A 26,240-nucleotide genomic window follows, 5' to 3' on the forward strand; every position below is an offset into this window, starting at 1 on the left:
ATGCGAGCGCTCTTCCAGATTGCCTTCCGAAACCTCCTGGCCCACCGCGAGCGGGGCCTGCTGCTGCTCGCCGTGCTCGCGGGTGCCAGCGCGGTGCTGGTGGGGGTGATGTCCGTGAACGCGGGCATCGCCAGCGCCCAGCGTGAGGCCGTGCGGACCTTCCTCGCGGGCGACCTCAACGTGGGGGGCTACTTCAAGGAGCACCCCGACTCCATCTTCCCCGTGGTGGGTGACACCGCCGGCGTGCGCTCCGTGCTCCAGCCGCACGTGCCGGCGGAGTGCCAGGTGCGCGAGCGCGGCCGTGGCTCGGCCACGGCGGGCGCGGGCCGGCACCGCGTCCGCTCCTACCTGATGAGCCTGGACGTGGAGGCCGAGGGCACCGCGGGCTTCCGCGTGCGCTCGGGCGCGCTGGAAGCGCTCGCGAAGCCCCGGACGATTGCGCTCTCCACGTCGATGGCGGAGCGGCTCCAGGTGGAGGTGGGGCAGCTGGCCACGCTCTTCGTGGAGATGCCCGGCGGCAAGCGCAACGCCGTGGACGTGGAGGTGGTGGCGCTGCTGGAGCGGGCCGGCGTGCTCGGCGAGTCCGCGGGGCTGCTCGTGTCCAACACGCTGCTGCGCGAGCTGTATGGCTTCCGGCCAGGTGCGGTCAGCGTGATTCAGCTGCTCTGCGAGGACGGCGTGGCGCTGGAGCCGCTGGCGGGGGCGCTGCGCGGCGCGCTGGGGCAGGCCGGCTTCGAGGTCCTCCCGCCGGCGCACGAGGCCTACGGCGACAAGCTGGGGCCGCTGCTGCGCGAGGGCTGGGCCGGCCAGCGCCTGGACGTGAGCACCTGGGAGGACGAGGCCGCGTTCCTCGACTTCGTCGGCCAGGGCCTGGGGCTGCTGCTGGTGCTGGTGGGTGGGGTGGTGTTCGGCGTCGTGGTGGTGGGCCTCTTCGTCTCGCTGAGCGTGTCGGTGCGCGAGCGCACGCGCGAAATCGGGACGCTGCGCGCCATGGGCATGCAGCGGCGCTCGCTGGTGGCCGCCTTCGTGCTGGAGGGGCTGCTGGTGGGGCTGGTGGCCTCGCTGGCGGGGGCCGTCCTGGCGGCGGGGCTGGGCGTGCTGCTCCGCGACGTGGTGCCGGTGCCGGACGCGCTCGCCACGCTGTTCTTCAGCGGCACCCTGCCGCTGGCCCCCACCGCCGGGCACGTGGTGGTGGCGGTGTTCCTGGTGACGCTCGGGGCGGGGCTGGCCTCCATCGGGCCCGCCTTCCGGGCCGCGTCGCTTCCTCCTCGTTCCGCCATGGAGTCCCTGTGATGAACAACCCGCGCCGTTCGCTGTCCGTCCTGTTGCTCGGCTGGGCCCTGCTGCTGCCGGCGGTGTCGCTGGCGGAGGGCGAGGAGCGGCTGGCGCCCGAGGCCCTGCTGCGTCACATCGACGAGAAGATGTCCTTCACCAGCGACTACAAGGGCGTCATCCGCCTCTATGAGACGCGCAAGGACGGCGCCAAGCGGGCCATGGAGGTGCACGTCTACCGCCGCGAGGCGGACAACGACCTGCTCTTCCTCTCCACCAAGCCGCGCTACCTGGCGGGCATGGGGACGCTGCGCATCGGCCGGAACCTGTGGGACTACGAGGCGACCACGGGCTCGTGGCGGCGCAACACGCAGCGCACCAACCTGCTGAACACCTTCACCTGCGAGTCCGACTTCGACCGCTCCCGCCTGGCCCTGGACTACAAGGCCGTGGACGAGGGCGACGAGACGGTGAGCGGCGTGAAGTACCGCAAGCTGCTGCTGACGGCGACGAACTCGCAGGTCACCTTCCCCCTGCTGCGCATCTGGGTGGACCCGCAGAACAACATCGTCAAGCGCGTGGGCTACACCTCCTCGGGCCGCACGCTGCGCACCGACATCGTGCGCAGCTACCAGCGCATCAAGGACCCGCTCTCCGGCAAGCACGTCCTCCACTACAAGGAAGTGCTGGAGACGGAGGAGCAGGAAGGCACGCAGATGGTGGTGCGCTACGACGAGGTCGTGCTGGCGCCGCTGGACCCCAACATCTTCACCAAGGCGTGGCTGGAGAGCCGGCTCCGTTAGTCCCGCCGCGCCAGCCAGTCCAGGACGCGCGCCGCCAGCTCCTGGACGTTGGGCGGCTGGAGCGTGCCGAAGTGGGAGCTGGCCAGCGGCACCACGTCGATGCGCTCGCGCGGCAGGTGCCGCTCCCAGCCCAGCGCCTCGCCGTGCTGCGCCCGTGACGGCGCGCTCGCGAAGAGCCGCGCCCGGGCCCGCAGCGGCGGCACCTTCCAGCCCAGCACCTGCGGCACCATGACCTCGCCGAGCACGTGCCAGATGCGGCGCAGGTCCGCGGGCTGGGCGTGCGGCGCCAGCATGCCCAGCCCGCGTCCCAGCGCCGTCACCCGCGCCCAGCGCGCGTCGTCGTCGAGCGCGGCCAGCTCGGCCTCCAGCGCCGCGTCGAGCACGCCGAACTCCTCGGCCATGGCGCGCACCGGGTCCTCGGACGCCTCGGGGCCCTCCTTGGCCGGGAGGGCATCCACCAGGGCCAGCAGCTCCACCGCCTCGCCCTGGGCCTCCAGCGCCGCCGCGACGCCCAGCGCCGGGTAGCCGCCGAAGGAGTAGCCGAGCAGCCGATAGGGGCCGTGCGGTTGGACCTCGCGCACGTCCCGCACGTAGGCGGCGATGCGCTCGTCGAAGGTGGCGTGGCCGTGCCGGGACATCGTCTCGGGGGCCTGGACGCCGTAGCACCGGAGCGCGGGCTCCAGCAGCGGCGTGAGGTACCGGTAGTAGTGCAGCTCGCCGTCCGCGGGGTGGAACAGGAAGAGGGGAGGCGCGTCCTTCGGCGTGCCCTTCGCGGACAGGGACACCACGCTGGAGCGCGGAGGCCCCTCCTCCAGCAGCGCGCGCACGGCGTCCGCCGTGTCGCGCAGCACCGGGTACTGGAAGAGCGTGGCCAGCGGCACCGGCAGGCCGAGCTCTTCCTCGAGCCGGCTCAGCAGGCGCATGGCGAGGATGGAGTCGCCGCCGGACTGGAAGAAGTCGTCGCCCGCGTCCACCTCCTGCTGCCCCAGCACCTCGCGCCACAGCCGCTCCAGCGCCATCTCCAGGGTGGAGCGGAAGCGCGTCTCCAGGTGCTCGCCCGAGGGCGTCGTGGCGGGCATGGCGGTGCTGGCCGCCGGAGCCGCCTCGAGCGAGGGCAGCGCGCTCCGGTCCACCTTGCCGTTGGCGTTGATGGGCAGTGATTCCAGGACGGCGAAGGCCGCGGGCACCATGTACGACGGCAGCCGCGCGGCGACGTGCTCGCGCAGCGCCTCCACGCGGGCCTGGGCGGGCTGCGCCTGGACGAAGGCGTGGAGCTGCAGCTGGCCCGAGGCGCCCGTGCGCGCCAGCACCACGGCCTCCTCCACGCTCGGGAACTGGCGCAGGCAGGCCTCGATTTCGGCCAGCTCGACGCGGAAGCCGCGAATCTTGAGCTGGTGGTCCGCGCGGCCCAGGAAGCGCAGGCGGCCATCGGGCAGCATCCGGGCCAGGTCACCCGTGTGGTACATGCGCGCGCCGGGCTCGGGGGAGAAGGGGTCTGGGATGAAGCGCTCCGCCGTCTGCTCCGGAGCGCCCAGGTAGCCGCGAGACAGGGCCGCGCCGCTGATGTACACGCGGCCCGGGAGGCCCGGCAGCACCGGCTCCAGGTGCTCGTCGAGCAGGCGCACCTGGACGCGGGGAATGGGGCGGCCGATGGGGAACGTCGCCTCCGTGCCCAGCCCCTCCACGCCGGGGATGTCGCAGGTGGCGGACGTAATCGTGCACTCGGTGGGGCCGTAGACGTTGAGCCACGGCGCATGGCCGCCGCCCACGCGCACCCAGGCCTCGTACGTCTCGCGCTTGAGCACGTCGCCGCCGGGCGCCAGCAGCCGCAGCCGCGCGGGCACGCGCTGGCCGTGGGACTCCATCTGCCGAATCCACTCCTCGATGTACGTGGGCGGCAGGCTGATGAGCGTGATGCCCGTCTCCTCCAGGTACGGCGTCATGGTGTGCGCGGGGACCAGGCCGCTGCGCATCACCACCGTCGCGCCGACCACGAGGGGCGGATAGAGGTCCTCGGCCGCCGCGTCGAAGCTGAGCGGCGCGAACTGGAGCATCCGGTCTCCCGGGCGCAGGCCGAAGCGCGCGGCCAGGGCGACGTTGTGGTTCACCACCGAGCGGTGCTCCACCATGACGCCCTTGGGCTCGCCGGTGGAGCCCGACGTGAAGACGATGTACGCCAGCTGCGAGTCCGCCACGCGGCGAGGGCCGGGACGCGTGTCCTCCGCCACCTGCGCGGGGCACGGCGGCGCCTCGACGTCGGGCACCAGCCCCGCATGGGCCTCCAGGGCCTCCGCGTCCACCCAGAGCCGCCGGACGCCCGAGCGCGCCAGCACCGCGCGCTTGCGAGGCTCCGGCCACCCCGCGTCCAGCGGCACGTAGGCGCCGCCGGCCTTGAGGATGCCCAGCAGCGCGGCCATGCCCTGGTTGGAGGGCTCCATCACCACGCCCACGCGCTCCTCGGGCTTCAACCCCTGGGCCAGGAGGTGCGCGGCCAGCAGGTTGGCGCGGGCGTTGAGCTCCGCGTAGCTCCACGTCGAGTCCCCGTGCGCCACGGCCGGGGCGTGCGGTGAGCGGCGCACCTGCGCCTCGAAGAGCGTGTGGATGCAGGCCCCCTCGGGCACTGCCTGCGCGCCGCCGTCGAGCGCCTTCAGCACCTGGGCGCGTTGCCCGGCGGAGAGCAGCGACAGCCGCGCGAGGGGAGCGTCCGGTGCGCGGACGGCCTCGGCGAGGAGCTGCTCGAAGGCGCGCGCCATTCGCTGGGTCGTGGCGGCGGTGAAGAGCGCGCCGTCGGTGGCGAGGAAGCCCAGCGTGCCGCCCGTGGGCTGCTCGATGAGATGCACCACCACGTCGTAGGCGGGGAAGATGCTGTCTCCGTCCAGGTAGGTGGTGCTCAGTCCGGGGAAGGACACGGAGGCGGGACTGTCCAGCAGCAGCAGCGCCTGCGCGAGGTGCGGCGCCGTGCGAGGCGCGTCCGGCTGCACCGCGTCCGCGATGCGCTTGAACGGCACCTCCTGGTTCGCGGTGGCGTGGGCCACGACGTCCCAGGTCCGGCGCAGGAGCGCGCGGAACGACGGCGCGCCCGCCACCTCCGTGCACAGGGGCAGCACGTTGGCGAAGTAGCCCACCTGCCGCTCGGTGTGGGGCAGCACGCGGCCGGCGAACGGCGAGGCCACCACGACGTGTGGCTGGGCGCTGAGCCGGTGCAGCCACAGCTGCATCAGGGCCAGCACGGCGGTGAAGGGCGAGACGCCCTCGCTCCGAGCCAGCGCCAGGAGCGAGGCCATGGCCTCGGCGGACGGCTTGAGGGGCTCCGGCCGCATGTTGGCGTTGAGCGCGGGCGCGCGGCGCGGGAAGTCGAGCGGAAGGTCGAGGACGGGCGGCGCCCCGGTGAGCGCGTGCTTCCACGACGCCAGCGCGGCGTCCACCTCGCGCAGGTGCTCCGGCTGACGCTGCCAGAGCGCGAAGTCCGCATACGTCCGCGGCAGGGGCGGGAGCGGGGACGTCGCGCTCCAGGCCTGGGCGAGCTCTTCGAGGAACACGCCCATCCCCATGCCGTCATTGACAAGGTGGCTCATGGACGCGACGAACACGTGCCGCGTGCCTTGTGCGTCCAGCTTCGCCAGCTCGAAGCGGTACAGCGGTCCCCGGTCCACGGCGAAGGGCTCGCGGTCGTGACGGGTGGCGATGGCGCGCGCGGCGGCCAGGGCCTCTTCGGCCGGCAGGTGGGACAGGTCCACGCGGGTGAGCACGGGCCGCGACACGGGGTGCTCGCGGGTGACGAGCTCGCCCTGCTCCATGGCGAACGTGGTGCGCAGCGTTGCGTTCCGCTCCAGCACAGCCTCCAGGGCCGCCTCCAGCCGTGAGGCGTCGAGCGGGCCTTCCAGGGCGAGCGCGGAGACGACGACGAAGGCGGGCGCCTCCGGCAACTGCATCGCGTACCAGAGGCGCTCCTGGACCAGCGACGCGGGGATGCGTGCCGGGCGCGCTGGCACGGCGGACATGCCCGCTTCCCGATGCCGAGGCATCGCGTCGATATGGGCCGCGAGCTCCGCCAGCGTGGGATTGGCGAAGACCGCCGAAATCGGCAGCGTGACGCCCAGCCGCTCCCGCACCCGCGAGGCGAGCTGCACGGACAGCAGCGAGTGCCCTCCCATCGCGAAGAAGTCATCCCCTGCGCGGACCTGACGCACGCCGAGCAGCTCGGCCCAGAGGGACGCCAGCGCGGTTTCCGTCGCGGTGGCCGGTATGGCGTGCCCCGCGCCCTCTCCCTGGAGCGTGGACGCATCGGGGGCGGGCAGGGCGCTCCGGTTCAGCTTCCCGTTGGGCGTCCGTGGCAGCGCCTCCAGCGCGACGATGGCCGACGGCACCATGTGCGATGGGAGCCGCCGCGACAGGGCGGTGCGCAGGGCCGCTCCATCGGGAAGCGCATCATGGCCGGTGACGTAGCCCACCAGACGGGGACCGGCGGCGCCGTCGTCGCGGAGGACCACGACCGCGGAGGCGACCCCGGGTAGCTCGCACAGCGCCGCTTCGACTTCACCCGGCTCGATGCGCATGCCGCGCACCTTCACCTGGAAGTCGACGCGGCCGAGGAAGGAGAGGGAGCCATCGGCGAGCCACAGGCCCCTGTCGCCGGTGCGGTAGAGGCGAGCGCCGGGGGTGGAGCTGAAGGGGTGGGGGACGAAGCGCTCAGCGGTGAGCTCGGGCCTGCCGACGTAGCCGCGGCCGACGCCGGTGCCGCCGATGAAGAGCTCACCGGGGACGCCAGGAGGGAGAGGCTGGAGGGCGTCGTCGAGGACGTACACCTCCATGTTGGGCTTGGGGGTGCCGATGGGGGTGCTGGCGCCGGAGGGAGGCGCGAGCATGGAGAAGAGGGTGGCGGTGTCGGCGCACTCGGCGGGGCCGTAGGCGTTGACGAGGGGAATGCCTGGGTAGCGCTCGAACCAGGCGCGGCAGGTGGAGGGGGGAAGCGCCTCGCCGATGGTGAGCATCCGGCGGAGGGCTGGGAGAGGAGGGGGGCTGGGCTCCTCGAGGAGTGCCTGGAGGAGAGAGGGGACGAGCTCGACGACGGAGGCACGGGAGTCGGCGAGGGAGGAGAGGAGGCGGGAGGGCTCGCGGACGACGTCGTCGTCGAGGACGAAGGTGGTGGCGCCGCAGGCGAGGGGGCCGAGCATCTGCCAGAGGGAGATGTCGAAGGAGAGGGGGGCGGTTTGGGCGAGGACGTCGGAGGGGCGCAAGTCGAGGGAGTGCTGCATGCCCAGCAGGTGGTTGAGCATGGCGCGGTGGTCGACCATGACGCCCTTGGGGGAGCCGGTGGAGCCGGAGGTGAAGAGGACGTAGGCGAGGGAGGAGGGGGAGACGAAGGAGGGGAGAGGGGAGGTGGGTGCGGCGTCGAGGCCCGCGAGGGAGAGGAGCTGGGGGCGGTGGCCGTCGGGGAGGAGGGAGAGGACGGAGGAGAGGAGGGAGTCGACGGGGCCGAGGGGGAGGAGGAAGGGGGCGCGGCTTTCGGACAGCAGCTGGGCGAGGCGAGCGGGGGGAAGCTGGGCGTCGAGAGGGAGGTAGGCGGCGCCGGCCTTGTGGAGGGAGAGGAGGGCGCGGACGGTGGCCTCGGAGCGGCGGCCGAGGACGGCGACGAGGGACTCGTGGCGGACGCCCTGGGCGCGCAGGGTATGGGCGGCGCGGAGGGTATGGGACTCGAGCTGGGCATACGTCCAGCGGGCGTCATGAGAGGCGAGCGCGAGGTGGTGGGGCGTGGCCTGTGCGAGGGCGCTGAGGCGCTGGGGCAGGCAGGTGTCGAGGTCGAAGGAGACGGGCGGGGGAGAGGCGAAGCGGAGGACGCGGGCGCGCTCGTCGGAGGAGAGGAGGGAAAGGCGGGAGAGGGGCAGGTGCGGGGCGTCGAGCACCTGGGCCAGCAGGCGCTGGTAGTGCTCCAGCATCCGCCGCGCCGTATCAGCCTCGAAGAGCTCCGTCCCGTAGCGGAACGCGAGCGTATAGCCGCCAGCGCTCTCCGCCACCCAGAGGGACAGGTCGAAGGGGCTGGTGAGCAGCTCCGGCTGGAGCGGGCGCGCGCGAAGGTCGACGAAGGCGTCCGCGAGCGTGCGCTCCGTCCGCACCATGTCGAACATCACCTGGAACAGCGGAGAGTGTCCGGCGGAGCGCTCCACCCCGAGCGCCTGGACGACACGGTCCAGGGGCACGTCCTGGTGGGCCAGGGCCTCCAGCACGGTGGCGCGCACACCGCTCACCACCGTGGTGAACGGCGCCTCGGGCGCCACCGGCGTGCGCAGCGCCACCGTGTTGAGGAGCAGTCCGACGACGCCCTCCAGCGCGGGATGCGTGCGGCCCGAGACGGGCGTGCCGATGCAGAAGTCCTCCTGCCCCGTATAGCGGTGAAGCAGGGCGGAGTACGCCGCGAGCAGCACCATGTACGGCGTGGCCTGATGCTCCCGGCAGAACGCATGCAGCGCGCGCACCGTCTCCGAAGGCAACACGAGGCCCTCGGTGGTGGCACCCGCGAGCAGGGGCTCGGTGGGCCGGCGCTTGTCGGTGGGGAGCCGCAGCACGCCGGGCACGCCGTCCAGCTTCTTCCTCCAGTACGCGAGCTGTGCCTCGTCTCGTGCGCGGACGGGAGGCGTGCGCAGCCACGCGGCGATGTCCGCGTGCCCCAGCCGGGTCGGTGGCAGCGTGAGGGCACGCCGGTGGCGGAACGCGGCATAGGCCTCGCCCAGCTCCCGCACCAGGACGTCCAGCGCCAGGCCATCCACCACCAGGTGATGGAAGGCGAGCAGCAGCACGTGCCGATCCGGCGCCGTGCGCAGCAGCCCGAAGCGGTACAGCGGGCCCTGCACCAGGTCGAAGGGTTGGTGGACCGACTCTCTCGCCCACCGCGCGGCGTCCTCTGCTTCGGTGACGTCCAGCACGCGCGAAGGCACCGGGCGCAGCACGGGCGCGGGTTGCCCATCCTGCGCGGGGACGGCGAGCCGGAGTACGGCGTGCCGCGCCACCAGCCACCGCAGGGCCTCCTCCATCGCGGTGGCGTCGAGCGCGCCTTCCAGCTCCACCGCTTCCGCCAGGTGGTAGGCGCTGGTGCCTGGATGGAGCTGCTGCACGAACCACAGCCGCTCCTGCGTAGGGGACAGCACCAGGGGGGAGCCCTCGGGCAGGGCCACGGGCGCCGGCAGCAGGGATGCGCCGCCGCGTCGCTCCTCCAGGGCCCGTGCGAGGCCCGCGACGGTGGGCTCGGTGAAGAACGCCTGGAGCGGCAGCTCCACATCGAACGCCGCGCGCACCCGTGCCACCAGCCGCGTGGCGGCCAGCGAGTGCCCGCCCAGGTGGAAGAAGTCGTCCTCGCGCCGCACCTGCGGCAGGCCCAGCACCTGGCAGAACAGCAGGGCGAGCAGCTCCTCCGCGGCGCCGCGCGGCCGCTCACCGGGAGCCGTCTCCTGTGGTGCGTCCACCACCGGCAGCGCGGCGAGCGCCTTGCGGTCCACCTTGCCACTGGTCGTCATGGGCAGGGCTGGCATCACCGTGAAGCGTGAGGGCACCAGCGCGTCCGGCAGCGAGCGGGACAGCGACTCGCGCAGCCGCGCCTCGCCCCGGGCCGCGCCTTCCTCCAGCACCAGGAACGCCTCCAGCCGTGCGTCACGCTGGCTGCCGCGCACCACGACCGACGCCTGCCGCACGCCGGGCTGGCGCAGGAGGGCGGCCTCCACTTCCTCCAGCTCCACGCGCACGCCGCGCACCTTCACCTGGAAGTCGGTGCGGCCCAGGAAGCCCAGCGAGCCGTCGCCGTTCCAGCGGACGCGGTCTCCCGTGCGGTACAGCCGGCCGCCGGGTTCTCCCGAGAAGGCGTCGGGGACGAAGCGCCCGGCCGTGAGCTCCGGGCGGTCCCGGTAGCCACGGCCCAGGCAGGTGCCGCCGATGTAGAGCTCGCCCGGCACGCCAGGGGGCACCGGCAGTCCACGCTCGTCCAGCACGTAGAGGCGGCAGCGGTCCAGCGGGCGGCCCAGGCGCACGGGCCGGTCGGGCAGCGTGATTTCCGCCGCGACGTTGATGCTCGTCTCGGTGGGGCCGTAGGTGTTGACCAGCCGCGTCCGGGTGAGCGCGAGCTGCCGCACCAGCGGATCCGGCAGCACCTCTCCGCCCGTGACGAGCACCTTCAACGCGCGGAACGCCTCGGGAGCGCCCGGCTCTTCCAGAGCGGTGGCCAGCGAGGACGGGGTGATGACCACGTGGGTGATGCCGTGGCGGAGAATGTCGCGGCCCAGGCCGAGGGGGCCGACCTCGCGCAGCACCGTGCGGGCGCCTCGGGTGATGCTGAAGAGCAGCTCTTCCAGGTGGATGTCGAAGGACAGGCTGCCCGACGAGGCCCAGCAGTCGCCCGGCTGGGTGGCGTAGTACGTGTCGAACGCGGCGAAGCAGTGGACGACGTTGCGGTGCGTGAGCTCCACGCCCTTGGGCTCACCCGTCGAGCCGGAGGTGTAGAGCAGGTACGCGAGGTGCTCGGCCCGTGCCGGCTTCAGCGCGGCGATGGTGTCGCCCTGCACGTCGGGCGTGACCATGGGAACGCCGGGCTCCACGTCGGCGAAGAGGCCTGGACGGCTGACGACGAGCCGCGCGCGGGCCTGCCGCAGCAGCGCCGCGCGACGGGCGGGCGGATGGGTGGCCTCCAGGGGCAGGCAGCCCGCGCCGCTCATGAAGATGGCCAGCAGTGACACCACCGCGTCCAGCGAGCGCTCCAGGCACAGGCCCACCACGGCTTCGGGCGCCGCGCCCGCGGCGGCCAGATGTCCCGCGAGCCGCGAGGCCCGTGCGTGTAGCTCCCGGAAGGTCAGCGTCCCTTCCGGCGCCACCACCGCGGGCGCGTCCGGCGTGCGAGCCACCTGCGCTTCGAACAGCGAGACGACGGTCGCCTCGGCGTCGAACGGACGCTCGGTGGCGTTGAACCCGTGGAGGACCTGTTCGCGCTCGACGGGCGACAGCAGGGACAGCTCACCCACGGCCGTGCGCGGCGAGGCCACGGCGTGCGCCAGCAGCTGCACGTAATGGTTGCGCAGCCGCTCGATGGTGCCGGCGTCGAACAGGTCGGTGCTGTACTGGAAGTAGACCTCGAAGCCGTTGCCCACCTCGATGGCGGTGAGGAACAGGTCCACCTCGCAGGTCCACGTCTCGATGGGGACGCGCCGCGCGCCCTGGGCGTGGAACCCGCTTGCGGCGGACAGCTCGGTGCGGTGCAGGTCGAACATCACCTGCACGAGGGGCGCGTGGCTGGGACTGCGCTCCACGCCCAACGCCCGCACGAGCTGCTCGAAGGGGACGTCCTGATGGGAGAGCGCCTCCAGCGTGGTGCCGCGCACCTGCTCCAGCAGCGACGCGAAGGACGTCGTGCTGTCCACCTGCGTGCGCAGGGGCACGGTGTTGGCGAGCAGGCCGACGACGCCCTCGAGCGAGGGATGGGTGCGGCCGGAGACGGGCGTGCCGACGCAGAAGTCCTCCTGCTGCGAGTAGCGGTAGAGCAGTGCCGCGAAGGCGGCATACAGCACCATGAACGGCGTGACCTGGTGCTGCCGGCACAGCGTCCGCAAGCTCTCGGAGAGCGACAGCGGGAGCGGGTGGTAGCCGGTGTTGTCTCCGCGGTGGGAGAGGACCGCGGGGCGAGGCTTGTCGGTGGGAAGCTGGAGCAGCTCCGAGGCACCGGAGAGCCGCTGTCTCCAGTAGTCGAGCTGGGCCTCGTTGCGCGCCTGGACGGGCGCGGAGCGCTGCCATGCGGCCACGTCGGCGTAGTGAAGCGCCACGGGCGCGAGGCCCGGCACCTGACCTTGCTGGAGCGCGGCGTAGGCCTCGCCCAGCTCCCGCATGAGCAGTCCCGCGGAGAGCGCGTCACTCACGAGGTGGTGGAACACGACGACCAGGACGTGACGATCGTTCTCCGCGTCGAGCAGCAAGAAGCGGTACAGCGGTCCGTGCTCCACATCGAAGGGCCGGTTGCCTTCTTCGGTGAGCCGACGGGCCTGCCGGGCCAGGGCATCGGCTCCGGGCTCCAGTGCCTCCAGATGAAGCACGTGCGCGGGGACGGAAGACACGGCCGCCACGGGTTGGCCCTGCTTGGAGGACACGGTGGTGCGAAGCACCGGGTGCCGCTCCAGCAGCCAGCGCGCGGCCGCGTCGAGGGCCTGCACATTCACGGGGCCTGTCCACTCCGCCGCCTGCCCGACGACGTGCGCACCCGACTCTGGCTGGAGCTGGTGGATGAACCAGAGGCGCTCCTGGGCCTGGGAGAGGAGAGGAGGCGCGAGGGAGGGGAGAGGCGGAGGCAGCTCGGAGGAGGGGCGCTGGAGTGAGGAGACTTCGAGGGCGAGGGAGGCGACGGAGGGGGAGGTGAAGAGGGAGGCGAGAGGAAGCTGGACGCCGAGGGAGTGGCGGACGCGAGCGACGAGGCGGGTGGCGGAGAGGGAGTGGCCACCGAGGTGGAAGAAGCTGGCTTCGCGCTCGATGCGCTCGAGGCCGAGGACCTGGCAGAAGAGCTGAGCGAGCAACTCCTCGAGGGGGCCGCGAGGGGGGCCGCCAGCGGGAAGTGCGTCGGCGTCGGAGACGTCGAGAGGGAGAGAGGCGAGGGCCTTGCGGTCGAGCTTGCCGGTGGAGGTGAGAGGCAGCTGGGGCCTGAGGACCCAGCGGGAGGGGAGCATGAAGGGCGGCAGCAGCCGAGAGAGGGCTGCCTGGAGGGAGGAGACGTCGACGTCAGGGGAGGAAGGGACGACCCAGGCGGCGAGCCAGGAGTCGGAGGGCCCACGGCGCTGGACGGTGACGGCGGCGGAGCGGACACCAGGGAGGGAGGCGAGAGCGGCCTCGACTTCACCCAGCTCGATGCGCATGCCACGCACCTTCACCTGGAAGTCGACGCGGCCGAGGAAGGAGAGGGAGCCGTCGGCGAGCCACAGGCCCCTGTCGCCGGTGCGGTAGAGGCGAGCGCCGGGGGTGGAGCTGAAGGGGTGGGGAATGAAGCGCTCAGCGGTGAGCTCGGGCCTACCGACGTAGCCGCGACCGACGCCGGTGCCGCCGATGAAGAGCTCACCGGGGACGCCAGGAGGGAGAGGCTGGAGGGCGTCGTCGAGGACGTACACCTCCATGTTGGGCTTGGGGGTGCCGATGGGGGTGCTGGCGCCGGAGGGAGGCGCGAGCATGGAGAAGAGGGTGGCGGTGTCGGCGCACTCGGCGGGGCCGTAGGCGTTGACGAGGGGAATGCCTGGGTAGCGCTCGAACCAGGCGCGGCAGGTGGAGGGGGGAAGCGCCTCGCCGATGGTGAGCATCCGGCGGAGGGCTGGGAGAGGAGGGGGGCTGGGCTCCTCGAGGAGTGCCTGGAGGAGAGAGGGGACGAGCTCGACGACGGAGGCACGGGAGTCGGCGAGGGAGGAGAGGAGGCGGGAGGGCTCGCGGACGACGTCGTCGTCGAGGACGAAGGTGGTGGCGCCGCAGGCGAGGGGGCCGAGCATCTGCCAGAGGGAGATGTCGAAGGAGAGGGGGGCGGTTTGGGCGAGGACGTCGGAGGGGCGCAAGTCGAGGGAGTGCTGCATGCCCAGCAGGTGGTTGAGCATGGCGCGGTGGTCGACCATGACGCCCTTGGGGGAGCCGGTGGAGCCGGAGGTGAAGAGGACGTAGGCGAGGGAGGAGGGGGAGACGAAGGAGGGGAGAGGGGAGGTGGGTGCGGCGTCGAGGCCCGCGAGGGAGAGGAGCTGGGGGCGGTGGCCGTCGGGGAGGAGGGAGAGGACGGAGGAGAGGAGGGAGTCGACGGGGCCGAGGGGGAGGAGGAAGGGGGCGCGGCTTTCGGACAGCAGCTGGGCGAGGCGAGCGGGGGGAAGCTGGGCGTCGAGAGGGAGGTAGGCGGCGCCGGCCTTGTGGAGGGAGAGGAGGGCGCGGACGGTGGCCTCGGAGCGGCGGCCGAGGACGGCGACGAGGGACTCGTGGCGGACGCCCTGGGCGCGCAGGGTATGGGCGGCGCGGAGGGTATGGGACTCGAGCTGGGCATACGTCCAGCGGGCGTCATGAGAGGCGAGCGCGAGGTGGTGGGGCGTGGCCTGTGCGAGGGCGCTGAGGCGCTGGGGCAGGCAGGTGTCGAGGTCGAAGGAGACGGGCGGGGGAGAGGCGAAGCGGAGGACGCGGGCGCGCTCGTCGGAGGAGAGGAGGGAAAGGCGGGAGAGGGGCAGGTGGGGGGCGTCGAGCACCTGGGCCAGCAGGCGCTGGTAGTGCTCCAGCATCCGCCGCGCCGTATCGGCCTCGAAGAGCTCTCCGCTGTAGCGCAGGAACAGCTCGAACCCACCCTCCCGCTCGATGACGCTGAGCGCGAGGTCGAATGGGCTCGCCTTGATGTCGACGGCGACGGGCCGTGCATCCAGGCCCACGAAGGCATCCGCGAGCGAGCCCTGGAGCCGGTGCAGGTCGAACATCACCTGATACAGCGGAGAGTGGCTGAGGCTGCGTTCGACGCCGAGCGCCTGCACGAGCCGCTCGAAGGGGACGTCCTGATGGGACAGTGCCTCCAGGGTGGTGCCGCGGACCTGCTCCAGCAGCGACGCGAAGGACGTCGAACTGTCCACCTGCGTGCGCAGGGGCACGGTGTTGGCGAGCAGGCCGACGACGCCCTCGAGCGAGGGATGGGTGCGGCCGGAGACAGGCGTACCGACGCAGAAGTCTTCCTGCTGGGCATAGCGGTACAGCAGCGCCGCGAACGTGGCGTACAGCACCATGAATGGCGTGGCCCCATGCTCGCGACAGGCGCGCTGTACGTGAGCCGTCAGCTCGGGCGCCAGCGCCCGCGTGCCCGTCGAGGCGCCCTGATGCGTGAGGACCGCGGGGCGGGGCTTGTCGGTGGGCAATTGGAGCAGCGCCGGTGAGCCCGAGAGCCGCTGCTGCCAGTACGTGAGCTGCGCTTCGTCGCGCGCCTGGACGGGCGCGGAGCGCTGCCACGCGGCCACGTCGGCGTAGTGAAGCGCCACGGGTGGAAGGGTGGGCGACCGGCCTTGCTGGAACGCGGCGTAGGCCTCGCCCAGCTCACGCAGCAGGATGTCCAGCGAGAGCCCATCCACCACCAGGTGGTGGAAGACGACGAGCAGCACCCTCCGGTGCCCGGCTCCGTCGAGCAGCAGGAAGCGGTACAGCGGGCCATGCTCCAGCGAGAAGGGCCGCCAGGACTCCTGCTGGAGCCGCCTGCCGAGCGCGTCGGCGTCGTCGCTCAAGGCCTCCACCTGAAGCACCTGGGACGGTACGGGCGACACGCTGGGAAGCGTCTGCCCCTGCTTGGAGGACACGGTGGTGCGAAGCACCGGGTGTCGCTCCAGCAGCCAGCGCACCGCGGCGTCCAGCGCCTCTGCGTTCACCTCGCCACGAAGCTCGACAGCCTGGGGGATGTGGTAGGCGCCCGAGCCCGGCTGGAGCTGATGGATGAACCAGAGGCGCTCCTGGGCCTGTGAGAGGAGAGGGGGCGCGAGGGAGGGGAGAGGCGGAGGCAGCTCGGAGGAGGGGCGCTGGAGTGAGGAGACTTCGAGGGCGAGGGAGGCGACGGAGGGGGAGGTGAAGAGGGAGGCGAGAGGAAGCTGGACGCCGAGGGAGTGGCGGACGCGAGCGACGAGGCGGGTGGCGGAGAGGGAGTGGCCACCGAGGTGGAAGAAGCTGGCTTCGCGCTCGATGCGCTCGAGGCCGAGGACCTGGCAGAAGAGCTGAGCGAGCAACTCCTCGAGGGGGCCGCGAGGGGGGCCGCCAGCGGGAAGTGCGTCGGCGTCGGAGACGTCGAGGGGGAGAGAGGCGAGGGCCTTGCGGTCGAGCTTGCCGGTGGAGGTGAGAGGCAGCTGGGGCCTGAGGACCCAGCGGGAGGGGAGCATGAAGGGCGGCAGCAGCCGAGAGAGGGCTGCCTGGAGGGAGGAGACGTCGACGTCAGGGGAGGAAGGGACGACCCAGGCGGCGAGCCAGGAGTCGGAGGGCCCACGGCGCTGGACGGTGACGGCGGCGGAGCGGACACCGGGGAGGGAGGCGAGAGCGGCCTCGACTTCACCCAGCTCGATGCGCATGCCGCGCACCTTCACCTGGAGGTCCGCGCGCGAAACGAACTGGAGCACGCCTTCGGGCAGCCAGCGTCCCAGGTCTCCCGAGCGGTACAGCCGCGCCCCGGGGGTGGAGCTGAAGGGGTGGGGGACGAAGCGCTCGGCGGTGAGGCCCGGTCTGCCGACATAGCCACGCGCTACCCCCAGGCCGCCCAGATACAGCTCGCCCACGACGCCCGCCGGGACAGGCTGGAGGGCGTCGTCGAGGACGTACACCTCCATGTTGGCCTTGGGCGTGCCAATCGGAGTGAAGGTGCCCTCCGGGGGCTCGTTGATGAAATGCAGGCTGGCGATGTCCGAGCTCTCGGTGGGCCCGTAGGCGTCGGCCAGCCGGCATCCCGGGCAGCGCTCCATCCACGCCCGGCACAGCGCGGGGGGCACGGGCTCACCACCGAGCACCACCCAGCGCATGTCCGGGAAGTCCTGCTCCACGGGAGCGGCCTCATGGATGGCCTGGAGCACGGACGGCACCATCTCCATGACGGTGGCGCGGCCCCGCACCAGCGCCTCGACGAGCCGGGGCGGGTCCCGCATCACGTCGTCTTCGATGAGGTACGTGGCGCCGCCGCCGGGCAATGCGCCCAGCATCTGCCAGATGGAGATGTCGAAGCTGAGCGCGGCAATCTGAGCCACGACGTCGTGCGCGTCCAAGCCCAGCGCCTCGCGCATGCCCAGCAGGTGGTTGAGCATGCCGCGGTGGTCCACCATGACGCCCTTGGGCGTGCCGGTGGAGCCCGACGTGAAGAGGACGTAGGCCAGACAGTCCGGTGTGGCGCGAGGTGGCAGCCGCCCGGCGCTCTCCGCGTCGAGCCCCTCCAGCGACAGCACCCGGGGCCGCCGGGAGTCGGGCACGCCCGCGAGCACTTCGCTCAACAGGGCTTCGTCGGTGCCCAGCGGCAGGACGAAGGGCGCGCGGCTCTCATCCAGGAGCCGGGCCAGTCGCGCCGCCGGGAGCTGGGCGTCCAGGGGCAGGTAGGCGCCTCCCGCCTTGTGCACGGAGAGGAGGGCGCGCACGGTGGCCTCGGAGCGGCGGCCGAGCACGGCCACCACCGACTCCGGGCCGACCCCCTGGGCCACCAGCCGGCGCGCGGCGCGGTTGGTATGGGCCTCCAGCTCCGCGTAGGTCCACCGTGCGCTGGAGGACGCCAGGGCCACGTTGCCGGGCGTGCGCTCCGCCTGGGTGGAGAAGAGCTCGTGGAATGGCGCCTCCATCGGGAAGGGCCGGCGCGGCGGGCTCGAGTCAGCCAGCACCTGCCTGCGCTCCGCGTCGGGCAGCAGCGCCAGGGCATCGATGCGCGTCTCCGGGGCGCGCATCGCGTGGGTGAGCAGCTGGATGTAGTGGCCCAGCAACCGGCGTACGGTGGCGGCCTCGAAGAGGTCGGTGCTGTAACGGGCGAAGAGCTCGAAGCCGGACGCGCTCTCGAAGACGGTGACGTGCAAGTCGAACTCACACGCCCCCGTATCCATGGGGAGGTCGCGGGCCTGGGTCCGCGGGAAGGCGCCCGCGAGCGAGTGCTCGACCCGGTACAGGTCGAACATCACCTGGAACAGCGGCGACTGGCTGAGGCTGCGCTCCACGCCCAGCGCCTGCACCAGCCGCTCGAAGGGCAAGGCTTGATGGCCCAGCGCGCCCAGTGTGGTGGTGCGCACCTGCTCCAGCAGCGAGCCGAAGGCGTCGGCGGCGGAGACCCGCGTGCGCAGCACCACGGTGTTGACGAAGAGCCCGACGAGGCCCTCGAGCGAGGGATGCGTGCGGCCCGAGACAGGGGTGCCGACGCAGAAGTCGTCCTGCCGCGAGTAGCGGTACAGCAGCGCGGCGAACGCGGCGTACAGCGCCATGAACGGCGACACCTGCCGCTCGCGGCTGAAGGTGCGCAGCGTCTCGGCGAGCGCGGAGGGGAGGGGAACGCGCTCCGTCAGCGCGCCCCGGTCCGAGCGCCGCGGGGGACGCGGCTTGTCGGTGGGCAGCTCCAGCCCCTGCGGCGCCCCTTCGAGCTGGCGCTTCCAGTACGCCAGCAGCTCGGGCTCCTGCGCGGAGGCGTCGGCGGTGTGCTGCCAGGCAGCGGCATCCGCGTACGACAAGGGAAGCTCGGTCAGCGCGGGCGCTTCACCCTGGAGGTGCGCGGCGTGGAGCACGCCCAGCTCGCGCATCAACACGTTGATGGAGGCGCCATCCGTGACGAGGTGGTGGAACACCAGCACCACCACCTGCCGCTCCGGCGCGAGGCGCAGCAGGCGGAACCGGTAGAGCGGGCCTTGCTCCAGGTCGAAGGGCCGTGAAGCCTCCTCGCGCAGCCTGCGCGGCAGCGCGGACTCCTGGGCATCCTCCAGCGACAGCACGCGCGACGGGACATCGAGGGTGCGCACCTGGGGCCGGCCGTTCACCGCGGGGAAGCAGGCGCGCAGCAAGGGGTGACGCACCAGCAGGGCCCGGAGCGCCCCGTCGAGCGCATCCGCGTCCACCGCGCCTTCGAGCATCGCCGCCCAGGGCACGACGTAGGTCGCGGTGTCCGGGCGGAGCTGATGCAGGAACCACATGCGCTCCTGCGCGGGGGACAGCACGTCGGGCGTGCCTTCCGGACGGCGGGAAGGGCCCACCACGTTCCGGTGGGGCGCGCTGCTGGCCGCGGGGCTCGCGCCAGCGGGCGCCTTGCGCTCCAGCAGCTTGCGCAGTTGCTCGCGCTTCGCATCGGAGGCGAGGGAGTCGGAGTCGGATCGCGAGGTCATGAGGCGGATTCCGGAAGGCCCGATGGGCTAGAGGCGAACGTAGAGGCTCACGCCGGCGCGGAAGACGCCGAGCCCCGAGCCGGGGACGGTGGGGTCCGCGGGGACGCTCTCGAAGCGGAACTCGCTCCCGCGCTCGCCGTAGGGCACCTCGACGAAGGTCTGGACGAAGATGTCCCGGATCTCGAAGGGCGAGGAGTTGAACGCCAGCCGCGACAGGTAGGACGCATCCTGCACGTTGGCGATGGTGGTGAAGATGAGCGACATCTGCGACATGCCGCGCCGGCCGATGTTCACCTGCCCCAGGGCGTAGTAGCGGCCGTAGAACAGCGGCCGGTAGTCGCCCTGCGCGCTCAGCCACGGCAGGTAGGCGCGGTCGTCATAGCCCAGCGGGTTGTGGAAGCCCTCCACCCGGATGACGGCGCGGTAGAGCTCGGCGAAGTTGAACGTCGCGGACACGCCGGCGCTGACCAGCAGCTTGCGGCCCTCCAGCGCGCGCTCCACGAAGCCGTCGCCCTCCCGGGCCCACAGCCGCGTATTGGCGTCGCCCACCCAGGCCACCTCGGCGTTGAAGTCCAGCAGGCCCAGCGCCATCGTCGCGTCCAGGCCGTACCGCGGGCGGCGTGACTGGTCGAACACCGCCGTGGCGGCGACCTCGCCCGTGCCCACCGCCATCTCCGCGCGCACGCCGCCGCCGTAGCGCAGCCGCCGGAGGTCCGTGCCCACCTCCTCCACGTTGGCCGTGCCCAGCAGCGACAGGTTGGCGGCCATGGCCTCCCACGGCACCGTGAGCCGGACCATGTCGACGCCCGTGCGCAGGTCGAAGGTGTTGAGCGGGTCCGGGTTGGGGGCCTGCAGGAAGTCGGTGGGATTCCAGATGAGCGAGCTGCCCCAGCGAATCTCCTGCCGTCCGGCCGTGACGAACAGCCGCTGGGCGATGTCGAACTTCAGCCACATCTGCCCCAGCGCGGCGGCCGGGCCGTTGGCCTCGGTGGACAGCGGGTCGTACGCGAGCCGCCCCATCAGGAAGCCGCGCACGTGCTTCGACGGCGTGGCGTCCAGGTAGATGTCCGCGAGCGCGGGCAGCACGGGCTCGAACGACGTCTTCCCTTGCGAGCGCACACCCGTCAGCTCCGCGCGCTGGAAGTAGATGCCGCCCACCGCCAGCACGTCCTGCCGCTCCTGGTGGTTCTCGTGCCACGGGTCCTCGGCCTCGCCGCCCGGGCCCTGCCACCCCGTCACGACGGCGCCGGAGCCCGGCGCGGCGCCGGTGGGGGCGGGGGCATCGAGCAGGCCCTCGAAGCCCGCGGGCGCCTCGCCTTCCTCCGTCACCACCGATGCGGTGGCGAGCCCGGTGGCGCTGTCCTCGGCGGGTGGCGGCGGCACCGCCGCGGGGGCCAGCACGGGCGTGTCCCGTTGGGTCGCGACGGCGGGGACGGCGGCCGGCCTCTCGCCCGCGCGCGTGGGCGCGGGGGCAGGCTCGGGCTCGGTGTAGACCATCGACTTCACCTGCTGCCGCCGGTCCACCAGCACGGACAGGCCGCGCGCCCGGTAGTGCAGCCAGCGCTGGCGGGCCGGTGCCGCCGCCGCCTCGTGGCAGCCCGCGCCCGCGGGCGCCTCCGCGCCGCACGCGGGGCCGTACAGCGCGATGAGCCCCGCGTACTTCGGAGGCTTCGTGGGCGTGACCTCGATGCGCCGGAGCACGCCCTGGCGCGCATCGAAGTGGAAGCGCGTGCTGCGCGTCCCTCCCGGCGCCGCCTTGCGTTGGTAGGTCAACACCACCTCGCCATCCGTATGGACCTGGCGGCTGGGGGCACCGAACGAGAGAAGGACCTGCTGGAGCGTGGTGGTGCCCGGCTCGGCGCCGTTCCACGGCTCCGCGGACACGCCATGGCTCCAGAGCAGGACGGCCGCGGCCAGGGCTCGGACGAACGAGGGGGGCATCATCACAGGGGCCCCCCGAGCGTATACGACTCTCAATCAACGATACATGTGTCGAAAAATTCTTAAGAATGGGGACTCTGGATTGACAGGCCCCCCTGTCAACCGGAAACATTCGCGCCCCCCACCCCCCGCTCCAGGAGGCCTCATGGCTTCGGAAGAGACCCTTCACGTACCGTCCGCCCAGTCCACGTCGTCTTCCGAGCCTGCCCCCACCGAGGCCTCCGCGGCGCCGGAGAAGCTGGATGAAATCGAGGAGATCGACTTCCTCCTCGAGGAGATCGAGAGCAAGATCGCTCCGCTCGCGCTGGCGTAAGGGTCGTGCGTTCCTACGTTGACGCCTTCTCTCCCTATTGGCACCCGGTCGCGTTCTCCCATGAGCTGACAGGCGCTCCGCTCGCGGCGCACCTGCTGGAGACAGACCTGGTCCTGTGGCGGACGGGGACGGGCGTGGCCGTCACGCACCGCCGCTGCTCGCACCGGGGCGCGGACCTCAGCCTCGGGCGCGTCACGCCCGACGGACTGCGCTGTGGCTTCCATGGCTGGACCTATGGCGTGGACGGACGCTGCGTGCGCGTGCCGTCACAGCCGGGTGCGCCCATTCCCGCGGGGGCGCGCGTCTCCGCCTTCCGCGCCACGGAGCGGTACGGGCTCATCTGGGTCTGCCTGGCGCCGGAGGCCGCGGCGCCCCTGCCGGAGTGGCCGGAGCTGGAGGACGGCAGCATGGCCACCGTCCCGCTGCCGCTGCTGGACTGGAACGTGTCCGCGGGCCGGATGATCGAGGTCGTACTGGACGTGGCGCACCTGTCGTGGGTCCACGAAGGCACCTTCGGCAACCCCGAGCAGCAGGAAGTGCCCCCATATGAGGTGGAGCGGCGTCCCACGGGCGTGGGTGCGCGCATCGTCTATCCCGCGCTGGCTCCGGCGATGGACGACATGCCGCCCCGCGTGGACCGCACCACGCTCACGTACGACGTGACCTTCCCCTTCGCCGCGAAGCTGGCCTTCAAGCCCACGCTCTTCTACGTCCACACGGTGTACGCCATCGCGTCGCCGCTGTCGGAGGAGAAGATGCGGTGCTTCTACTTCGCCTCCTACCATCCCCGGCTGCGCAACCACTTCCCGGACATGTTCGTGAAGAGCGAGCTGGCCATCCTCGAGCAGGACCGTCGCGTGCTGGAGGGCGTGCGTCCCCGCGCCCACCCCCTGGATTTCGCGGGGGAGGTCCACACGCCCGCGGACCGCCTGCCCATCGAATACCGCCGGGGCATCATCGCCCTGCGCCTGGGCCGTCCCGTGGATGGGCCCGCTCCGGAGTGAGGAAAGAACCCCCGATGCGTTCCTGCCTGCCCCTGTTGTTGCTGGCGTTGTGTGCCTGCAAGCGCGACGAAGCGCCACCCGCGCCACCGCCTACCCCCGTCTCCACCCCCGCGCCGGCCCCCAAGCCCACGACCGCCCCGGCGGGTGACGCGGCCACGCTCGAGCGCGGGCGCTACCTGGTGGAGAACGTGCTCGCCTGCGGCTCGTGCCACACGCCGCGCGACTGGTCCCGCTTCGGCGGGCCGGCGTCCGGACCCGCGCTCTCCGGCGCCTGCTGGGATGATGCGAGCTGGGAGCTGCCGGGCCGCGTCTGCGCGCCCAACATCACCTCCGACCCCGAGCACGGAATCGGCAAGTGGACGGACGCGGAGCTGATGCGTGCCTTGCGTGACGGCACCGGCCGGGACGGGAAGACGCTCGTTCCGCTGATGCCCTTCCTCCTCTACCGGGAGATGTCGGACGCGGATGCGCGCGCGGTGATTGCCTTCCTGCGTCAGACCCCACCGTCCCCCCGCGCGAGCGTGCGCTCGGCCATCCCGGACGAGGTGTATGCGCAGTACAAGGACCTCGCCGCGCCCATGACGGCCGAGGTGCCGGAGCCCGCGCGCGACGACGTCTCCCGTGGCCGCTATCTCTCCACGTTGGCGCAGTGCGCCGCCTGTCACGCCGGCATGGACGAGGCGGCCACGCCCTTCGCCGGAGGCAGGCCCATGCCCACGCCCTATGGCCCGGAGGTCGTGGCCAACCTAACGCCGCATGCGCAGGGCCTCGGCGCGCTCGACGAGGAGGCCTTCGTGGCCCGCTTCACCGCGTTCAAGGACCTGGCGCCGGCGTCTTCGAAGGCGGGGCAGGTCAACAAGCTCACCATGCCCTGGGGCTTCTTCGCCGGAATGGCGGAGGCCGACCTCCGGGCGCTCTACCGCTACCTGCGCACGGTGCCCGCGGCGGCACCCGTTGCGTCGTCCCCTCCTGGCAAATGACCCATTCTGGCGCCATCCGGGAGCGTCCAGTAGACTCCCGGAGCGTCCCCGAAAGCCCAACGTCCCGCCCCATTCCCCCGTGGTTGCGCGTGACGCGTGCCCTCATGAAATCTCTCTCTCAGAGACTGCTCCTGTCCTTGCTGGCGCTCGTCGCCGGCTGCGACGTCTTCAACATCAGCGACGCCGAAGGGACCCGCGGCCGTGGCGCGAGGGCCTTCGACCCGTACTCGAGCTCGGCCTCCGGCGCCATCTCCCTGTCCCTGCTGTACTTCAACGGCTGCGCCATCCTGCCCTCGGGTGAGCCGGTGTCGCCCGGCTCGCTGTCGCTGCCGGACTACCCCACCACCTGCGAGCACATGAACCAGCAGGGCGCGCAGGTGGTGCCGTCCGCGCGGCTGGAGGTCACCCCGGGCGTCAGCTACTTCGTCCGCGAGTTCACCGCGGTGGACACCGTCTCGGGCGTGCACACGGACTTCAACAACCGCCACGCCCCGTCCTTCTGGATGCGCAACCAGTCGCGCTTCAAGGACCTGGACTGGTCGGGTGTCAGCGTGGGCCGCGACGAGTGGACCAACGACTACGACAGGACCTTCCAGCGCGAGACGTACTACGAGAACGCCGCGTGGATGCTGTCGCTGGACGACACCTTCCTCATCGAGGTGCTCGACGCGGACGGCGCCGTGCGCACCTCCGCGACCTACAGCCGCCGCGACTTCATGGGGGAGAGCCCCATCACCGGCCGCACGCGCGCCAGCTGGCTGGTGGCGGACGTGGCCCGGCCGCTCTTCCCGGGGGACCCGGAGGTGCGGATGCTCCCCGACGGAACGCCTCCCAGCTACAAGACGATGGTGAAGGCGTCCTTCTCCGGCGCGACGAACCCCTTCAAGACGCTGACCATGCCGCAGCTGTCCGGCGAGGGCGTCATCCGCGTCACCTGGAGCCTGCTGCCGCTCCAGCCCTTCATCTTCCCGGTGACGTTCACGCCCGAGTCCGAGCGCCCGGCCACGTGCTACCGCCTGGACGCCAACGGGCTGGCCACCGACGAGCAGGTGCCCTGCGGCTTCGGCCTCAGCCAGGCCGTCCGCCTGGCGCGGCCGTCCAACGGCAGCTACTACATGCCCGGTGAGGCGGTGAACTTCGTGGTGTCGCTGCGCGATGGGGACGGCAACGGCCTGCACCCGCGCGACGTGATGCCCAGCTACAACGAGTACGTCGGCGAGGCCTCCAACGGCCTGGCGTACTTCAACGAGGGCATGCTGCTGACCTACCGCGATGCCAGCTCCTCCGAGTCGGGCTTCAAGGTGGTGGGGCCGCTGCAGGACCTCCAGGTGTCGCGCGGCTCCTACTCGCTGCCGTACTTCTCCTTCCCGCAGTACAGCGAGCCCTACTTCTACCTGCCGCCGGGCTCCAACATGCTCGCGGGCGGCGGTGATGCCCGGCCACCCACGCGCTACTCCGTGCAACTGCCGCCGGACGCGAAGTCGGGCACCTACGCCATCATCCTCAAGGGCCACCGCACCTTCATGGGCGAGCGCCTCAACCGGCTGGACCCCTTCTTCTTCCAGGTGGGGCAGGCCGAGCCCACGACGTACCCGGGCCGCGTGGGCAACTGCCAGGTGTGCCACAACGGCGTGAACTCGCTCTCCAACGTCCACCACGGCATGTCCGTGGACCACGTGGAGGCCTGCAAGACGTGCCACACCGAGGAAGGGTACGGCTACCTGCCGGACGTCATCCACCGCCTCCACATCAACTCGCGCAAGTACACCCAGAACAAGGGTGACTGCACGATGTGCCACCTGACGCGCGAGAGCACGGTGTGGCCCAGCCTGATGAGCTGCAACGGCTGCCACGTGACGTCGCACGGCTCGGAATACTTCGACCTGCGCTTCGAGCCCGTCCAGAACACGCCCAACGGCTACGGCAACTGCGCCGAGTCCTGCCACGTCACCACGCCTCCGGCCGAGCACATCCTCCCGCCTCGCTGAGCCCTCTGAGGACCGCCATGAAGGTTCGCTCCCTCGTTGTCTCGTCCCTGTCCGCCGCCGTGCTCTCCGCGTGCGCGGACAGCAGTGCGCCGCCGCCGCCGGTGCTGGACTCCAAGGCGCCCTACATCGATGACCTGCCCGAGCACCGGATTCCGGTGTCGGGCGTCGTCTTCGACCCGGAGGCGATGTTCTATTCCTTCGTCACCTGGCCGGCCGACCCTGAGGACCCGGAGGGCGCGCCGCCTCCCGCGCTCCTCTACGGAATGCCCACGGTGATGCGCTCGTCCGTCTGGGGCGCGCAGGTCCACATGGTGTCGCCCACCGGCGAGGTGGTGGACAGCAGCGGCCCGGCCCTTCCGCCCTGGGGCAACTTCCAGACGCGGGGCCTGCCGGCGGACCCGACGGTGCCCTACCTCATCCGCGCCGAGCCCGCCGAAGGCCTCATGGTGGGCGCCTCGGACTTCTTCCCGCCGGAGGCGGGCTTCGCGCCCATCCCCGCGGTGCCCTACTACCCGACCACCAGCATGCGGCCCATCGCGGCCACGGGCACGCAGTGCCTCATCCAGTCGCCGGCCATCGTGGGCGAGGCGGGCGCGCTCGGCGCACTGGCGCAGGTGATTTCCGAGGAGACGGGCACCTCGATGTCCGTGGCCAGCCTGGCGGATGCCGCCTCCGGGCGCTCGGTGGCCCTGCTGTGGGTCTACTCGCCCAGCCCGGTGCTGGACGCGTTCCTCTTCCCCAGCGGCGACATCGCGGCGGAGACGACGGCGGGCACGCTGTACGCCATCGACTGGGCGCCGCCCGGCTCGTTCCTGGGCCAGACGGAGATGGGCTACTTCGCCACGCGGGACGGCGTCAGCACGCTGGGGTACTACGCGCTGGTCGTGCAGCCCGGCACCGCGGGTGCGCTCACGGTGAGCTTCGTGGACACGCTGGAGGACCCGGAGATGGGCCGGCCCTGGGAGGTGCCTCCCTTCTTCGTCCAGGGCCTGCCCCCGGGCGTGTCCTTCACGCGGCTGTTCGCCATGGCGCCCATGCCGCCCGTGGAGGAGAACCCCTACGAGGAGCCCGCGCCGCCGCCGGACTTCGGCTTCCTCTGCTATCCGATGGAGTGACGCCCCC

General features: G+C 72.1%; 9 protein-coding genes. 7 read left to right on the top strand and 2 right to left on the bottom strand.

Annotated elements, in window-relative coordinates:
• Complete coding sequence (locus VZL07_RS22175; RefSeq protein WP_426749603.1) at positions 1-1,293, top strand: ABC transporter permease; 1,293 nt, start codon at positions 1-3, stop codon at positions 1,291-1,293.
• On the top strand, positions 1,293-2,075 hold the full coding sequence (locus VZL07_RS22180; RefSeq protein ID WP_426749604.1) for an outer membrane lipoprotein-sorting protein: 783 nt from the start codon (positions 1,293-1,295) through the stop codon (positions 2,073-2,075). The genes VZL07_RS22175 and VZL07_RS22180 overlap by 1 nt, the downstream gene beginning before the upstream one ends.
• On the opposite strand, the gene VZL07_RS22185 is transcribed toward VZL07_RS22180, so the two are convergent.
• Positions 2,072-18,892, bottom strand: coding sequence for an amino acid adenylation domain-containing protein (locus VZL07_RS22185; RefSeq protein ID WP_426749605.1), 16,821 nt, complete (start codon positions 18,890-18,892; stop codon positions 2,072-2,074). The genes VZL07_RS22180 and VZL07_RS22185 overlap by 4 nt on opposite strands.
• Before the next feature lie 27 nt (positions 18,893-18,919).
• Positions 18,920-20,836 carry a hypothetical protein gene (locus VZL07_RS22190; RefSeq protein WP_426749606.1) on the bottom strand — a complete coding sequence of 639 codons (1,917 nt, stop codon included), beginning with the start codon at positions 20,834-20,836 and terminating at the stop codon, positions 18,920-18,922.
• 142 nt (positions 20,837-20,978) lie between these two features.
• Between VZL07_RS22190 and VZL07_RS22195 the strand changes: the two genes are divergently transcribed.
• The 5 genes from VZL07_RS22195 (at position 20,979) to VZL07_RS22215 (ending at position 26,233) form a co-directional block, all read left to right on the top strand.
• Positions 20,979-21,146, top strand: coding sequence for a Xan family putative trans-acting RiPP leader peptide (locus VZL07_RS22195; protein WP_426749607.1), 168 nt, complete (start codon positions 20,979-20,981; stop codon positions 21,144-21,146).
• 5 nt (positions 21,147-21,151) lie between these two features.
• Complete coding sequence (locus tag VZL07_RS22200) at positions 21,152-22,150, top strand: Rieske 2Fe-2S domain-containing protein (RefSeq protein WP_426749608.1); 999 nt, start codon at positions 21,152-21,154, stop codon at positions 22,148-22,150.
• Between the two features lie 14 nt (positions 22,151-22,164).
• Positions 22,165-23,130, top strand: coding sequence for a c-type cytochrome (locus VZL07_RS22205; RefSeq protein ID WP_426749609.1), 966 nt, complete (start codon positions 22,165-22,167; stop codon positions 23,128-23,130).
• A gap of 104 nt (positions 23,131-23,234) precedes the next feature.
• Entirely contained in the window at positions 23,235-25,118 is a 1,884-nt protein-coding gene (locus VZL07_RS22210; RefSeq protein WP_426749610.1) for a hypothetical protein, read from the top strand.
• 17 nt (positions 25,119-25,135) lie between these two features.
• On the top strand, positions 25,136-26,233 hold the full coding sequence (locus VZL07_RS22215) for a hypothetical protein (protein WP_426749611.1): 1,098 nt from the start codon (positions 25,136-25,138) through the stop codon (positions 26,231-26,233).
• Positions 26,234-26,240 lie beyond the last annotated feature (7 nt).

The organism is Pseudomyxococcus flavus (assembly GCF_050038885.1).
GTDB lineage: Bacteria > Myxococcota > Myxococcia > Myxococcales > Myxococcaceae > Myxococcus > Myxococcus flavus.